Source organism: Serratia sp. LSHTC3 (genome assembly GCF_057197125.1).
Genome location: NZ_JBXUNP010000002.1, coordinates 851,418 through 866,984 on the forward strand (window position 1 = coordinate 851,418; position 15,567 = coordinate 866,984).

Annotated in this window: 13 protein-coding genes; 3 read left to right on the forward strand and 10 right to left on the reverse strand. The window is 60.6% G+C overall.

Translation table 11 applies throughout. From position 1 onward, the window contains the following. Positions 1-16: 16 nt before the first annotated feature. The 10 genes from AC2CGI_RS11380 to yebS form a co-directional block, all read right to left on the reverse strand. Positions 17-256, reverse strand: coding sequence for a DUF1480 family protein (locus AC2CGI_RS11380; protein ID WP_004931517.1), 240 nt, complete (start codon positions 254-256; stop codon positions 17-19). A gap of 135 nt (positions 257-391) precedes the next feature. Continuing rightward, positions 392-1,324: a Csu type fimbrial protein gene (locus tag AC2CGI_RS11385; protein ID WP_021505510.1), complete on the reverse strand. Its 933-nt coding sequence runs from the start codon at positions 1,322-1,324 to the stop codon at positions 392-394. Positions 1,325-1,344: 20 nt separating this feature from the next. Continuing rightward, positions 1,345-3,765 carry a fimbria/pilus outer membrane usher protein gene (locus AC2CGI_RS11390; protein ID WP_021505509.1) on the reverse strand — a complete coding sequence of 807 codons (2,421 nt, stop codon included), beginning with the start codon at positions 3,763-3,765 and terminating at the stop codon, positions 1,345-1,347. Between the two features lie 67 nt (positions 3,766-3,832). Next, positions 3,833-4,597 (reverse strand): fimbrial biogenesis chaperone, encoded by a 765-nt coding sequence (locus AC2CGI_RS11395; protein WP_031300493.1) that lies wholly within the window; start codon positions 4,595-4,597, stop codon positions 3,833-3,835. Between the two features lie 24 nt (positions 4,598-4,621). Continuing rightward, the gene (locus AC2CGI_RS11400) at positions 4,622-5,170 is read right to left on the reverse strand and encodes a Csu type fimbrial protein (RefSeq protein WP_162895228.1); all 549 of its coding nucleotides are present in this window, start codon (positions 5,168-5,170) and stop codon (positions 4,622-4,624) included. Between the two features lie 5 nt (positions 5,171-5,175). Then, positions 5,176-5,679 carry a Csu type fimbrial protein gene (locus AC2CGI_RS11405; protein WP_033633239.1) on the reverse strand — a complete coding sequence of 168 codons (504 nt, stop codon included), beginning with the start codon at positions 5,677-5,679 and terminating at the stop codon, positions 5,176-5,178. A 2-nt stretch (positions 5,680-5,681) separates the two neighbouring features. Beyond that, on the reverse strand, positions 5,682-6,221 hold the full coding sequence (locus AC2CGI_RS11410; RefSeq protein ID WP_015377665.1) for a Csu type fimbrial protein: 540 nt from the start codon (positions 6,219-6,221) through the stop codon (positions 5,682-5,684). Positions 6,222-6,495: 274 nt separating this feature from the next. Further along, entirely contained in the window at positions 6,496-7,932 is a 1,437-nt protein-coding gene (rsmF, locus tag AC2CGI_RS11415; protein ID WP_080497814.1) for a 16S rRNA (cytosine(1407)-C(5))-methyltransferase RsmF, read from the reverse strand. Positions 7,933-8,034: 102 nt separating this feature from the next. Continuing rightward, positions 8,035-10,665: a PqiB family protein gene (locus tag AC2CGI_RS11420; RefSeq protein WP_015377667.1), complete on the reverse strand. Its 2,631-nt coding sequence runs from the start codon at positions 10,663-10,665 to the stop codon at positions 8,035-8,037. Further along, entirely contained in the window at positions 10,634-11,881 is a 1,248-nt protein-coding gene (yebS, locus tag AC2CGI_RS11425; RefSeq protein WP_031300492.1) for a membrane integrity lipid transport subunit YebS, read from the reverse strand. Before yebS ends, AC2CGI_RS11420 begins: the two co-directional genes overlap by 32 nt. Before the next feature lie 255 nt (positions 11,882-12,136). Between yebS and AC2CGI_RS11430 the strand changes: the two genes are divergently transcribed. The 3 genes from AC2CGI_RS11430 (at position 12,137) to prc (ending at position 15,509) form a co-directional block, all read left to right on the forward strand. Continuing rightward, positions 12,137-12,634 (forward strand): GAF domain-containing protein, encoded by a 498-nt coding sequence (locus AC2CGI_RS11430; RefSeq protein WP_004931498.1) that lies wholly within the window; start codon positions 12,137-12,139, stop codon positions 12,632-12,634. A 96-nt stretch (positions 12,635-12,730) separates the two neighbouring features. Next, the gene (proQ, locus tag AC2CGI_RS11435) at positions 12,731-13,441 is read left to right on the forward strand and encodes an RNA chaperone ProQ (protein ID WP_004931497.1); all 711 of its coding nucleotides are present in this window, start codon (positions 12,731-12,733) and stop codon (positions 13,439-13,441) included. 19 nt (positions 13,442-13,460) lie between these two features. Continuing rightward, positions 13,461-15,509, forward strand: coding sequence for a carboxy terminal-processing peptidase (gene prc / locus AC2CGI_RS11440; protein ID WP_015377670.1), 2,049 nt, complete (start codon positions 13,461-13,463; stop codon positions 15,507-15,509). Positions 15,510-15,567 lie beyond the last annotated feature (58 nt).

The following is a 15,567-nucleotide window of genomic DNA, read 5'->3' on the forward strand; positions in this document are numbered from 1 at the left end:
CCGTTTTGATGCACTATCATGCCAGCCGCATCACCCAGGCGTCCGCCTGCCGATCGTAGTGTTGCTTGTACAGCAGCGACTGTTTGCCGTCGAGGATCGCCGGGATGCTGGTGTGTTCATCCCAGCCGTCCAGCTGCATGCACAGATCCGGATCGGACTTGCAGGGAATGCTCAGGGTGCCGGCACGGTCGGCGCCGGCGTGAAGATGCGCGTCATCGACCTCGAAGCTGCCAATTTTTACGACGGTTTTGCTCATGGGAACTCCTTGCTCAATGGTGTGGTAGGAGGTTAGACCAGTTTGGTCATCGGTAAGAGCATAGCCAAATGAGCAAAAAATGCCACATAAAAATTACATTTTGGAAACAATTTCCACGCCGGCAAAACACAACGCCTAGTACTCCACCACAAAACTGAGCGTGTCTTGATAGCTGCCAACCGCCACTTCCGTCTGCGCCGCATTGACCGCCGCCTTATACGGGATGCTTTGCGCCAGCCCGGTGCCGGCGCCGCTCTGTTTGTTGGTGCTATCCCAAACGGTCGTCGTATTAGGCAAGTAAATCTGGTACTGCATGAAATTGCTGGTGCCGCTTTTCATGCGCCGCCAACCGGTGACCGGGTTATTGCCGTTGGTGAAATAGGTGTTGTATCCCTCGGTTTTGGTGCAGGTCAGGGTGATGCTCTGATTGACAGGATTGAACTGCCCGACCAACGCCATGCTGCCGAAATTGACGTTGGGCGCGGTGCCGATCAGGCAATCTTTGGTGATGGTGACGCTGACGCTGACCGTGCTGGGTTTATCGACGCCGTCCCACCAAACGCACAGGCCGAGCACGCCCAGACCGCAAATATGGTAATTCCAGATCAGGTTGATGCTGTCGGTATAGGTTCCTGCGCGCACGTTGGCGCCGGCGGTGGTTTTGATATACAGCGGAAAGTTGACGTTGGAGGAAATCAGGATCAGCGACAGCAGGTTGAGCGAGCTGTAGTCGATGGTTTGGCCGATGCTGTAAGGATATTGGTAGTTGGCGTCGGGGTAGATCAGGTAAGCGATTTTATCGCCTGAACCGTCGGTGTTGGCAACCGCCATATTGTTGGTGGTGGAGGCGATCTTGACCGTGACAGTATTTTGCGACAGCAAACTGAGCCCGAGCCCGGTGCAGTTGAGGCCGGCAGTGCCCTGGGCGTTAATCTGCCCGTTGTAGACCACGAAAGAGCTGCTCCCCGGTAAGGTGACGGTGCCGTTGGTGGTGGCGCAGTCGGCGAATGCGCGCTGACAGAGCAGCAGCGAGAGGGTTAGCAATAAGGCTTTCAATCCCCGAAACATAGTGACTCTCCGTCGTTGAATTAGCGGCAGACAACCGGGCCGACGCGCTGGATGCCCTGAGGCTTCGCCAGACTGAATTCCGCCTGACACGGCGGGCCGCCGTCGGCCGGGATCACGCTCAGACGATTGTGTTGTTGCACCGGGTCGATATAGGTCATGCCGTCCCAACCGACATAGCTTTGCTGATTGCCGCCAACCACCGCCACCTGGCTGCCGTTGGCCAGCGGTTTGCCTTGCTCGTCAACCAGTTCGACGTCGGCGGCGGAGATGGGTTGGATGGGGAACTCAACCAGAAAACCGCTGTGATCGCGAATGGCGACGGTTTTTTCCACCGTCGGCAGCGCAACGTCGGCGGGCAGGCTAAGCGGATCAATCTGGAATTTCGCATGGTAGTAAGAGGTGACGGTCGGCACCAGTAAATAGCCCTGGGCATCGGTCTTGCCGATCGGCTGGTTCTCATAGCTCACCGGAATGTCGGCGTATCCTTGCGTGGACACCAGCGCAAAGGCATCGTTGATGGTGTTGGTGGCGTATACGCCGCCGTTCATCGCCACCAGCGAACCGCTGATTTCGCCCCAGTGGTTGGTTTCATCGCGGGTACCGTATACGCCCGCTCGGGCTTCGAGTCTGCGGGTTCGCCAGGTCAGATCCGCCTGGCGGTAATCGCCGCCGCTCGGGTTATTGGCGTAGGCCAGATTCCAGCCGAAACCGCCATCGGTCGGCGCGGCGCGGCTGTAGCTGACGCGTTCGCTCCAGCGGTTATTGTTGTCGCGCGCGGCGCTGAGGCTGGCCGTGCCCCAGCTGTCAAACGGAATGGAGAGCTGCAGTTGGGCGCTGTAACCGCTGCTGCCGATTTCCCGGTTGAGGGAGGCGTACAGGCTGCTGTTGCGCCAAAGCGACACACTGTAGGACAGGTTCACCAGGCGGGTCCGTTGAGCGATGGCGTCGCGAACGTCAAAATAACCGGCGCCGAGGCTGCCTAGCCGGCCCAGGCTGACGCTGCCGGTCAACTGATCGGTGCGACGGCTCAGACGGTAGTCGCTTTTATACACGGAAATGTCGCCAAAATCGGCGCTGCGCAGGATGCGTTGCGCGTTGAGGCTGAAACGTGGGTTGCTGTAGGTGTAGCCAAAGCTGCTTTGATCGCCGTGGTTGCCGGTGTAGCGATAGACGGGCTGAGGATCTGGCTGCTGCAACGGCCTGCCGGTCAGCGGGTCATAATAGGTGGGGGATGGTATCGGCCGGCCGCCGTTAAACGCGTCGTCGCCGGCCTGGCTAACGCTGTAGGACGCGTTGAGAACCCCCCATTGTCCGACGCGAATGTCGGCGCCGCCGCCGCCGACCGCCAACTCGGCTGCGCCTTCGGCGCGTCCTTCCAGGGTTAACCAATCAGTGACGCCGTAACGTAAACTGGCGCTGCCTACCCATTGCCCGTAATCGGCAGAATTCAACCCGTAGTTGCGTCGCAGCAAGCCGGTGGAAATGCTGAAATCGCTCATGCCGGTCTGCAGCAGGTTGCTGGCCACGTAGAACGGTACCGTGGTGCTGACCTGGCGGCCGAGGGCGTCGGTGGTGACGACGGTGGCCTGACCCGCGCCGTTGATGTAGGGCACGCTGTTGAGGGTAAACGGGCCGGGATTAATGTTGGTGGTGCTGTTTTTATAGCTGTTGATGTATAAATCGACGCTGCTGGGCAATGCCGCCTGGCCGGAAAACTGCGGCAACGGGTAGGTGATAAGATCCGGGCGCACCGCGAAATTGCGCGCCAATTGCAAGCCGCCGATGCGCACGGCGCTGCTCCAGGGGAGCGAGCCGGTGGTAAGGTCACCGGCGATCACACTCAGCATCCGTTGATCATCGTTGAAACGCCAGTAGCTGTCGTACCGAATATAGCGGCCGCCATCGTCGTTTGGCCCGCCGTTAAACCCGCTGCGGTAGATGCCGGTGTTGGCGACGACGCCGAACCCGTCGAACAGGCGCTGTTCGCTCCACGCCGACAGGTAGCCCGGCCGGCCATTGCCGTTGCTTTGGCTGGCGTAGATGTCGTAGTTGAACAGCAAACCGAGGCTGCTTTGCGCCGGCAAGCGCTGCAACGGTGAACGGGCGCCGATGGTTTGCTGTGGCAACCAGTCGTTGGGCACGTTGATCAGCAACTGCTGGCTCTCGCCGCTGTAGCTGACATCCACCTTCTCCAGCCGATCGACGGCGATTTCTTTCGCCTGTTTATCCGCTACCGGCAGCCCGGCGTCGAGCAGTTGTTGGGGTGTCATGTAGTAATGGCCGCCGCGGTAGTTGACCGGCACGACGTTGCCGGTTTGGCGCCCGTTGACGACCGGCTCCAGATACAGCGTGGTGTCCGGCATGCTGACGGCGCTGGGCGGCGGCGGCAGATCGTCGCCGAGCGCAAACGGCAGCCAGCCGCCGGCCGCCATGCTCAGCATGGCAAACGTCAGCGGCTTAAGGCTGAAGCGCCGCGTCGATAGCCTCCCTGTCGGCTGCACCTGGGCCTCAATAAGACGGAATGGCTACGGGCTGTTTGTTGTCATTGACCGTGGCCATCAGCTTGCCGCTGCTGAAAGCGCCTGCGGGCGGCAAGGCGAAGCGCATCTGTGAACCGGGCAGCACGTATCCCATCAGGCCGGGATTCAGGCTGCGGCCTTGCAGCGTCACTTTCGAGATACGAGCATGCACTGCGCCTTGGTTTCGCACCTCCAGCCAGCGTTCGCTGCTTTGCTGCTGTAGACGATAGCTGAGCTGGGGTTGGCTGGCGGTCGCGTAATCGCGCGGTTTTTCGCTGTCTTGTTTGGTCCAAATGCCTTTGCCGCTGACGAACAGCGGCACCGAGTAGCGCATCTGGAATTTCAGCCCCATCTCCGCGCCGCCGGGAGCGGCGCTCGACGCGGGTTCTTTCACCGGCACTTCATCGACCAAAATGCGGTAGGCGCGCTCCTGTCCCGCCGCCGGGGCCGACTGTTTGATCAGGCGTATCAGTTGGCGTTTGCCTGGCGCGATCGACGCCACCGGCGGGCTGGCGATCACGTCGCTTTGGTTGCTGTAATCGTCTTTGCCGGCGGTTTGCTGCCAACCCAGCACGCGAATTTGCATATAGACCGGTTTGCTGTCGCGATTTTCCAGCCACAGCGCGGTGGCCTGCTGTTGATCTTCAATCACCGGATCGATCGGCCAAATGAGAATGGAAGCCGCGGCCAGGGCGTGCTGTTGGCTTGCCAGGAGCAAGGCTGCCGTTAACGGCAGTCGGAAGGGTATGCGCATAACTCAATCCTTATTGCAAAAAACTTAATAAGTGACCGTCAACAAGACCGTATCGCTGTAAACGCCACTGGTGGGCAGGGTACTGGTCGAAAACAGACGGGCGTAAACTTTGATTTCTTGCGTGCTGCCGGTGGCGGCGACGGTCTGCGCCGCGCCGCCGTTGGCGCCATCTCCCCAAAGGGTGGCGTAGTTGCTGTCTTGATAAAGTTGATACAGCAGCGTTTCCGACGTGACGGCATTTTGTAATTTTCTGCCGCCGGCGATGGATCCGGTCACGTGATTGCCGACGCCGAGGGCCAGCGTAACGCTCAGCCCCGGGTTGCAGCGAAACAGCACCGAACCGGCACCGCTGCTGGAGACGATGCTGACTGCGTTGCTCAGCGAGGACAACTGGCCGAAGTTCAGGGTGCCGAAGGTGGTCACGTCACTGACGCCGCTGCCCAATACGCAGCCTTTTACCACGGTTGCATTGACGGTGAACGGCTGGCTTTTGGTCAAATCGTTGACGCCGGTATCGCTTTGGGCCGGGAAAAGCGGCAGGCAGAACAGCAAACCGCAAATGGAAGCGCGCATCGTCATTACCAATTGATCGTGACCTGTACCGTATCGGTGTAGCTGCCTGTCGGGGGTGTGGACTGCGCCGGGATCATGCCATAGACCGGCAGCCAGTTGTCCGTACCGTTGGCGGTTTGTGACACGCCCGTCAGATTATCCCAAATGGTGCTGTGGGCGGCGTTGGTGTACAGGTTGTAATTCACCCGTTGGCCTGCCGCGCTTTGCAGGTAGCGGGCAGCGGTATTGCCGCTTTGCCCGCCGCCAAGCAGAACGCTGTAGCTGGTGCCGTTGGTGCATTTCACCCGAATGGCGCCGGCGTTTTGCTGCCCGGCGACGCTGGTTGCGGTGCTGAGAAAATACAGCGTGCCGAAATTCAGCGTGCCGAAGCTGACGTTGCCACCTGAGCTGCTGCCGGCCTCACAGGCGCTGAGCAAGGTCGCGCTGACGCCGAGGGTCGCGGTTTTACTGTCGGCCTGCGCCAACAGGCTGCACGCCCATAATCCGCAGCAGCAAAGCGCGCGCCGCACCGTTACCAGGTGACCGTCATCGTGACGGTGTCGTTATAGGTGTCCGCCGCCGGGGTAGATCCGGCCGCCGGTACGCGGCCATAGACGATCAGCGGAACAGCGGCGCCGGTGCCGGTGCCGGTCCGCGCGTTGGCGCCGCTGCCCCAGGCGGTGGTGCGTGCGGCATCCTGGTACAGGTTATAACTGATGAATGCGCCTGCCGTGCTGGCCATGCGGCGTTGGGTGCCTGAAGTGACGTGGAGCCCGTTGTCCAGCGCCACCGTGTAGTCTGTGCCGGTGGTGCAGGTCAATGACAGCGTACCGGCCCCCCCTGCGCCGGTGGCGCTGGCGTCGATGATGTTGGCCAGTGAAGAGTAAGTGCCGAAGCTGATGGAGCCGAAGTCGTTGACGGAACCACTGCTGTTGCCGCCTCCCACGACGCAACCGGCGCCGATGGTCAGCGTCACGCCTAACGTGCCTTGAATGGTGCCTGCTGCGTTAGCCGCGCCGTTGGCGCACAGCAGGGTTGCTACCGAGGTCAATGCCATCAGAGTTTTTTTCATCTTATATTCCTTGCCGTATGAGAGAAAGCCCGCAAAGACGCCACCCAGAGGTGGGTTGAACGTATTCATTTAGCTGCACTTTAATTAATAGAATAAGAATCGGGAATTGTCTTGATGAAAACGAGAAACTTTTTATTCTCATTCCCCGGCTGGCGGGGCTTTCAGACGAGGTATACCGATAAAGTGAAATGATTAGAATAATAACGAACGGCGATGGGAATATTATTAGCGTTATTTTATCGCCGGGGAGTTTCATTCCCCGGCGCGGTATTGTTTACAGGTGGAAATCCAGGGCGCCATCCCGCACCAGCTCGCGCGGCAGGTTATTCTTGATACGGCTGCCAATGCGTTTGGCGATGCCCAGAGGTTGCCCCTGATAGGTGACGATGCACTCGTCGCCCGCCGGTGGCTGCTCAGGGTAGAGATCGCGGCCGTGATACCACTCCTGGGCCAGCGCGGCGTCCAGCTCGAAGTGCTGTTTGCCGCCGGCGCCCGCGAGGGCGATCGCCGCTTCGTGCTGCCAACGGAAACCTTTCGGGAAACGCTCCGCCAGCTTGAGACCGATGCGCGAGAAGCGCACCTTGCCGAACAGCGGCTCCAGCTCGGCCGGGAACAGCCAGATTTCCTTATCGCGCTCCCACAGCCGGCTGTCATCGCCCCAGGTTAAGCCGGATGCGGCGGCGGCTTGGGCGACCAGCGTCGCCTCTTTGCCGGACAGTGGGCTGAACGGAAACTTACCGACTTTATAGGTCGGTTTCGGCAACGGTGCCACGGCGTGCTGTTTGCGCAGACGGGCGACGAAAAACCCTTCGCTGTCGTAAATCTGCGGGAAGACGTGCAGAAAACCTTCGGCGGTCAATGCCTTGTCAGCGCCGGGAAACAGCTCACCCAGCGGCTCGATGCTGACCGCGTCGCCGTAGGTGTCCAGCAGCCAACGCACCACCTGCTGATTTTCCTGCGCATTGAGGGTACAGGTGGAGTAAACCATCACGCCGCCTGGCGCCAGCGCATGGAACGCGCTGTCGATCAGCTCGCGTTGGGTGGCGGCGATTTCGGTCACGCTTTCCGGCGACCAGTTGCTCATGGCGTCCGGATCCTTGCGTACCACGCCTTCGCCGGAGCAGGGGGCATCGAGCAGAATGGCGTCGAAGCTCTCCGGCAGCGCGGCGCCGAACACCCGGCCGTCGAAGTGGGTCAGCGCGGTGTTCTTCACGCCGCAGCGGCTGATATTGGCGTGCAGCACTTTCACCCGGCTGGCGGAGTATTCGTTGGCGACGATGCCGCCCTGGTTGCCCATCAACGCGGCGATCTGGGTGGTTTTGGATCCCGGCGCCGCCGCCACGTCCAGCACGCGATTCGGCGCCGCGTCGCCGGCGAACAGCGCGCTGACCGGCAACATCGAACTGGCCTCCTGAATGTAGAACAGACCGCTCAGGTGTTCGGCGGCGCTGCCTAATCGCAGCTCTTCATCGTCGCGTTCGATCCAGAACCCTTCCGCGCACCAGGGAATGGGCTCCAGTCGCCAGTCGTAATCCTGCACCAGCACCAGGAAGTCGGCGACGCTGATTTTCAGCGTGTTGACGCGCAGGCTGCGGCGCAGCGGGCGCTGACAGGCGGCGATAAAATCTTCCATCGCCAGCTCGGCGGGCATGATGGCGCGGGTGGCGTCGAGGAAAGCGGGGGGCAGAAAAACGGCGGTGGATTTGGCCACGGGGCGAACTCTCAGGGTGCAATAAAGACAAGGGCGAGAGTTTATCACAAAGCGGAAAAAAACAGGGCCCGGCATTGCCGGGCCCTGAGGGAAACGCGAAAGTTAATCGCGCGGAATGGCGGTGCCCCAGGTTTTCCAGTCCTTCGGCTCTTCCGGATTCAGCAGGAAGTGCTTGTTCGGCGTCGCTTTCGGCGCCAGCGGAATAGTCGGCGGGGTGGCGAAGGCGATACCGCCGCGGATGAACTGCTGGAAGGTGCCGCTCTTGATCACGCCGCCGGTCAGGCCGAACTGCAGGTTGTAACCCGACGCCAGCCAGAACACGCTGTTGTTGCGCACCAGATGCTGATACTTCTTGCTGATGCGCAGCGCGACGTGCACCCGGTCGGACATGGCGCCAAGGTAGAAACCGGTGATGGTGCCGACCTCCACGCCGCGGAACAGCACCGGCGTGCCGATCTGCAGCGAGCCGGTTTCGGCGGCGTCGAGCACCACGCTCAGGCCGTCCAGATAGCGCGAGTCGGTGATGCTGGCCTGCTGCAGCTCGAAGGTGCGCAGCTCGCGGCCGCGGCCCGGCTCCACGTTGATATAAGGCTGGAGCAGGGTATCGAGGTTGCTGACGCCGGCGGCGGAGATCTCCGGCGAGACGATCGAGAAGCGGCTGCCGAGACGCGCGAAGGTCTGCACGTATTCCGGATACAGCACCGCCTTGGCCAACACTTCGTTGCGCTCCGGGGCAAGCTGCAGCGACTCCACCTGGCCGACGTCGATGCCGAGGTAGCGCAGCGGCATACCCGCCGACAGCTTGCTGGCGTCGTAGGTTTTCAGCGTGATTTGGCTGCCCACCGCGCGGGCGGCGGTTTCGCTGGCGTACAGCACGCGGTTGGCGCCCTTGTTCAGCGTCACGCCCTGTAGATTATCGAAGCTGATGGCACCTTTCAGCGCGCGGTTGAGCGGCGAAGCCTGCACCGTCAGGCCGCTGCCGTTGAGCTGCACCTTGGCGCCGCCTTCGGCCCAGAAGATGCTTTCGCGCGTCAGCAGCTTGCGGTATTCCGGGCTGATGTAGACGTCCACCTCAAACTCGTTGGCCTTCGGCCGAACGTTGACGATCTCGCCCACCTGGAATTTGCGATACAGCACTACCGAGCCGGCCTGCACGTCCGGCAGGCTGGTGGCGCTGAGGGTCAGGGTGGTAGCGGGGGCGTTGCCGACGATGCCTTCCTCGGCTTTTTCGCTGTTGGCGTACAGCGGGTATTGGCCGCCAGGTTCCCCCTTGCTGCCGGGAATAATGCGCACGCCGCCGTCTACCCACTCCTGGGCGCTGGCGCCAAGCACTTCCATGCCGTCGATGCCCAGCTTGACGTCGAGGCGGCTGTTGACCACGAATTTACTGTCTTTGTGCAGCAGGCCGCGGTACTGCGCGTCGATGGCGGCGGTGAATACCACGCCGCCGGCGGTCAGCGTGCGGCTCAGGATTTGGCCGACTTTCACGCCGTGCACCACCAGCGGCTGCCCGACGTCGATGCCGTAGCTTTGCGGCGCATTCAGCGTAACGGTCAGCACGCCAGGCTGTTGCAACAGCGTTTCGCTGCTGTCCAGCACGTTGAAGCGTTGCTGCGGCTCGCCTTCGCCCGGTACCAGCTCCAGCGTGGTGCCGGTCAGCAACTGGCTAAGCTTGGCGTCGTTGAGGCTGATGCGCGGGCTGCGCATCACGATGCGGGTGCCGCTGCGCATCAGATCGACCACCGAAGGATCGATGGTCAGTTCACCGACCACTTTGCTGTCCTGTTGCAACGTCAGCTTGGTCAGGGTGCCGACCTGCAGCCCCTGGTACATCAGCGGCGTGCGGTTTTCGCTCAGGCTGTTGCCGCTCGGCAGATCCAGCAGGATATTGACGCCGCGCTGGCTGTGGGCCAGATCAGGATACAGGGTATAGCTCTGATCGCCCTTGGCCTGCTGGCCATCGGCCGGAGAATCGAAGGCAATGGCACCGTTGACCAGCGCCGCCAGGCTCTCCATCTGCACCGTGGCACCGGACAGGCTGAAATCGCCCTTGAAGCCGGAAACGTTCCAGAAGCGGCTGTTGCTCTTCACCAGGTTGGCGAAGCGGCGGTCGATCAGCACGTCGATGGTCACGCCCTTGTTGCCTTCGCTGATGGTGTAGTCATACACCTTGCCGACCGGGATTTTACGGTAATAGACCAGCGAGCCGCTGTTGAGCGAGCCGAGATCGTCGGCGTGCAGGTGAATCATCAGCTCGCCGGTATTCAGGCGGTACTTCGGCTGGGTATCGAGCGCGGTGAAGTGGGTTTGCTCCTTGCCGCTGCCGGGCATCATGCCGATATAGTTGCCGCCGACCAGCGCATCGAGCCCGGATACCCCGGCCAGCGAGGCCTTGGGCGTCACCAGCCAGAACTGGGTACCTTCGCGCAGCGAGTCTTCCAGATCGCTTTTGATACTGGCCTCCACCACGATGCTGCGCAGATCTTTGCTCAGACTGATTTTTTGCACCGTGCCGACCTCAACGCCCTGGTAGCGCACCGGCGTGCGGCCGGCGACGATGCCCGCCGCCGATTGGAAATCGATGGTGACGGTGGTGCCGCGTTCCTGGACATTGTTATAGACCAGCCACCCGGCGATCAGCAGGGCGATGAACGGCAGTAACCAGAACGGTGAAATGCGGCGTTTGTTCTTGACCCGCGCTTCAGTCGGTGTAGTCGGCGTTTCCTGTTGCATGTGCATCCCAAATCAATCGGCTATCGAGCCACTCAACGGCAAGAATAGTCAAAATGACCGCCGAGCCAAAGTAAAACGCGGCCGGTCCCATAGTAAAAGATAACAGCTGGTCGCGGTTTACCAGCGACATCATCAAGGCGATAACGAACAGATCGAGCATCGACCAGCGGCCGATCCAGGTGACCAGACGTAGCAGACGAATGCGCGTCTTCAGGCTGTGCGAAGTTTTGAAGTGGATGCTCAGCAACAGCGTGATCAGCACAATCACCTTGGTAAAAGGCACCAGCACGCTGGCGATGAACACGATGGCGGCGATCGGCACGTTGCCGGAGGTGGCCAGTGAGACCACGCCGGAGAAGATGGTGTCTTCCATCCGCACGCCGTTGGCGTAAATGATGGAAATCGGCAGCAGATTGGCCGGTATCAGCAGGATCATCGCCGCGATCAGCGCCGCCCAGGTTTTCTGCAGGCTGTAGGGCTGGCGGTGGCACATTGGCACATGGCAGCGCGGGCAGCGGCCGCGCGCGTCAGGGTAGCCGGTATAGTGGCAGGACAGGCAAATATGCAGCGCCGCCGGCGGGCCTTCCGGCTGTTCCTGCGGATAGTAACGCTCCCACAGCTGCTCCAGGTTAGCGTGGATCAGCGTCAGGATGCTGAGCACCGTGAGCGACAGGTAGGCGATCAGCGCGCTGCCCGCCTGGATGTCGGCGTAATCCTGCACCTTGATCGCCGCCACCGCCATGCCGATCAGATAAATGTCCAGCATCACCCACTCTTTGAGCCGCTCCAGCATCAGCAGCACCGGGCGCAGGTTCATGCCGAGCGCGTGGCCGAAGCGCAGGTACAGCAGCGACAGCGCCAGCGTCAGCGGGGCGCCGATGGTGCAAAACGCCACCATGCTGGCGGTGAGCGGATCGCCCTGGCGGCTCATCTGCCAGATGCCCTCCAGCAAACTGGCGTCGATGCGCGTGCCGAGCAGGCGGATGCTGATCAGCGGTTCGGTGAAGGCGAACGGCATCAGCAGCAGCATGGTGATCGCCATGGCGGTCAGACGCGTCATCGACCAGTCGCGGCCGTGCACCACCTTGGCGTTACAGCGCGGGCAATAAGCGGCCTGATTGCCGCTGAGCGGCGGCAGCATGAACAGCAGATCGCACTCGCAGCAGCGTTGGTGGCGCGCTTTGGAAAGGGGGGCGGTGATCGCGTGTATTTTCATCTTTGACAAGTAGCTGCCCTTGAGCCCGCCGGAACTGTCAGCGTAGCTGAAAAATAAACCGGCCGCGTCACCGGCGATCGGGCGCCGGACGGTAAAACGAGGTAAACCGGGATTCTGAGCGGCAAACATACCCCGAGCGACGGGGTTTTGTGAAGCAACAGATGATTAACCTTGTGGCTATACGCATTTAATGCTTATTTTATAGGGCCTAAGCTTTGGGCTTCTGGCCATCTTCACTGTTTCAATGGTTAACACATGACAAAAGAACAATTCTACGCGGAATTAAAACGTGACCTGAGCGCGTTGCTCGGCGGGGAAACCAACTTTATCGCGGCGCTGTCCAACGCCAGCGCCTTGCTCAACGAGCGTCTGGATGACGTGAACTGGGTCGGTTTCTATCTGATGGATGGCGCTCAGCTGGTGCTGGGGCCGTTCCAGGGCAAGATCGCCTGCGTGCGCATCCCGGTGGGCAAGGGCGTGTGCGGCACGGCGGTGGCGGAAAATCGCGTGCAGCGCGTCGGCGACGTGCATGCGTTCCCGGGCCATATCGCCTGCGATGCGGCCAGCAACGCGGAAATCGTGCTGCCGCTGGCGGTTGGCGGCCGGGTGATCGGCGTTTTGGACATCGATAGCACGGTTTATCAACGCTTCGACGAACGGGACGAAGCGGGCCTGAAAGCAGTGGTGGCGGGGCTTTGTGAGCAACTGGAGCAGTGCGACAGTGCGAAATATGTGACTGTGGCGGCAAGTTGATCGACGGTTAACGTGGCAATTACCGATGGCGTCATTATAATGACGCCTGTTCATGCCTGTGGCTTGTTGGCAATACCGTTGTAATCAGGAAATTTCATGGAAAATCAACCTAAGTTGAACTCTAGTAAAGAAGTCATTGCTTTTCTTGCCGAGCGTTTTCCGCTCTGCTTTAGCGCCGAAGGCGAAGCTCGTCCGCTGAAAATCGGTATTTTTCAGGATTTGGTAGAGCGCGTGCAGGGGGAAGAGAATCTCAGCAAAACGCAATTGCGTTCTGCCCTGCGCCTGTACACCTCAAGCTGGCGTTACCTGTACGGCGTTAAAGTCGGCGCGCAGCGCGTCGATCTGGACGGCAATCCGTGCGGTGAACTGGAACAGCAGCATGTCGATCATGCTCGCCAGCAGCTTGAAGAAGCCAAAGCGCGCGTTCAGGCACAGCGTGCCGAACAAAACGCCAAAAAACGTGAAGCCGCCGGTGAATCCGCCGATGCTGCGCCACGCCGTCCGCGTCCAGCCGGTAAAAAGCCCGCTGCACGTCGCGAAGGCGGAGCCGCGCCGGAAAACCGCAAGCCGCGCCCACAAACTCGCCCACAGCCCGCTCGCCAACCTCGTGCAGCCAAAGAGGAAAGCCAGCCGCGTTATGCGCCAGTCACGGATATCTCTAAACTGCAAATTGGCCAGGAAATCAAAGTCAGAGCAGGCAAGAGCGCGATGGATGCTACCGTACTCGAAATCGCTAAAGATGGCGTACGTGTGCAGCTCTCTTCCGGTCTGGCGATGATTGTGCGCGCAGAACACTTGCAGTTCTGATACGGAGGCCAACCCAGGCATGAACAAATTCGTCAGATTAACAGCGATTGCAGGGCTGCTGTGGGCGGGTGTCAGTTACGGCGCGGAAACAGCCAACATCCGCATCGGCCAACTGCCCCAACTGCAACAGGAACCCCAGCACGCTACGGTGAGTGAGCGCGTTACCTCGCGCTTCACTCGCTCTCATTACCGCCAGTTCGCCCTCGATGCGGAGTTTTCAGGCAAGATCTTCGATCGCTACCTGAACATGCTGGACTACAACCATAACGTATTGCTGGCTGCCGACGTGGCGCAGTTCGCCGGCAAACGCAATCAGGTTGGCGAAGAGCTGAAAACCGGCAAGCTGGACACCTTCTACGCGCTGTTCAATCTGGCGCAGAAACGCCGTTTCGAGCGTTATACCTATGCGTTGTCGTTGCTGGACAAACCGATGAACTTCACCGGCAACGGCACTATCGATCTCGACCGCAGCAAAGCGCCGTGGCCGAAAGACAAGGCCGAGCTGGATAGCCTGTGGGATGCGAAAGTCACCTATGACGAGCTGAACCTCAAGTTGACCGGCAAGACCGACAAAGAAATCCACGACACGCTGACCAAACGCTATCAGTTCGCCATCAAGCGCCTGACGCAAAGCAACAGCGAAGACGTCTTCCAGCTGGCGATGAATGCCTTTGCGCATGAAATCGATCCGCACACCAACTATCTGTCTCCGCGCAATACCGAGCAGTTCAACACCGAGATGAGCCTGTCGCTGGAAGGCATCGGCGCGGTGCTGCAGATGGATGATGACTACACCCTGATCAACTCGATGGTGCCGGGCGGCCCGGCGGCGAAGAGCAAGGCGATCACCGTAGGCGATCGCATCGTCGGCGTCGGCCAGGCCGGCAAACCGATGGTGGACGTGATCGGCTGGCGTCTGGACGACGTGGTGTCGCTGATCAAAGGGCCGAAGGGCAGCAAGGTGCGCCTGGAGATCCTGCCGGCCGGCAAGGGCACCAAAACCCGCGTGGTCACCTTGACCCGCGAGCGTATCCGCCTGGAAGACCGCGCGGTGAAAATGACCATCAAGACCGTCGGCAAAGAGAAGGTGGCGGTGTTCGACATCCCTGGCTTCTACGTCGGCTTGACCGATGACGTGAAAGTGCAGCTGCAGAAGATGGCCAAGCAGAACGTCAAGAGCGTGATCATCGATCTGCGCACCAACGGCGGCGGCGCGCTGACTGAAGCGGTGTCGCTGTCCGGCCTGTTCATTCCGAGCGGCCCGGTGGTGCAGGTGCGTGACAACAACGGCAAAGTGCGCGAAGACGCCGACACCGACGGCGTGACCTACTACAAAGGCCCGCTGGTGGTGCTGGTCGATCGCTTCAGCGCCTCCGCCTCCGAGATCTTCGCGGCGGCGATGCAGGATTACGGCCGCGCGCTGATCGTCGGCGAACCGACCTTCGGTAAAGGCACCGTGCAGCAGTACCGTTCACTGAACCGCATCTACGACCAGATGCTGCGCCCTGAGTGGCCGGCGCTCGGTTCGGTGCAGTACACCATTCAGAAGTTCTACCGCGTCAACGGCGGCAGCACCCAGCGCAAGGGCGTGACGCCGGATATTCTGATGCCGACCGGCGTCGATCCGGCGGAAACCGGCGAAGCGTTTGAAGACAACGCCATGCCGTGGGACAGCATCAATGCGGCGACCTACAGCAAGACCGGCGATATGGCGCCGTTCGAGCCGGAACTGCTGAAAGATCACCAGCAGCGCATCGCGCAGAATCCGGAGTTCCAGTACATCGCGCAGGATATCGCGCATTACAAGGCGCTGAAGGATAAACGCAATATCGTGTCCCTCAATCTGGCGGTGCGCGAGAAAGAGAACCACGATGACGATGCGACCCGTCTGAAACGCATCAACGAGCGTCTGGAGCGCGCGGGTAAGAAGCCGCTGAAATCGCTCGACGATCTGCCGAAGGATTACCAGGAGCCGGATCCGTACCTGGATGAAACCGTGCATATCGCGCTGGATCTGGCTCATCTGGAAAAGGATCAGCCTGCTCAGCAGCCAACGCCGGCTAAGTAAGGCCACGGCTTTGCCTGTGAAAAACGCACCCTCGGGTGCGTTTTTTTATGGTTGCGGC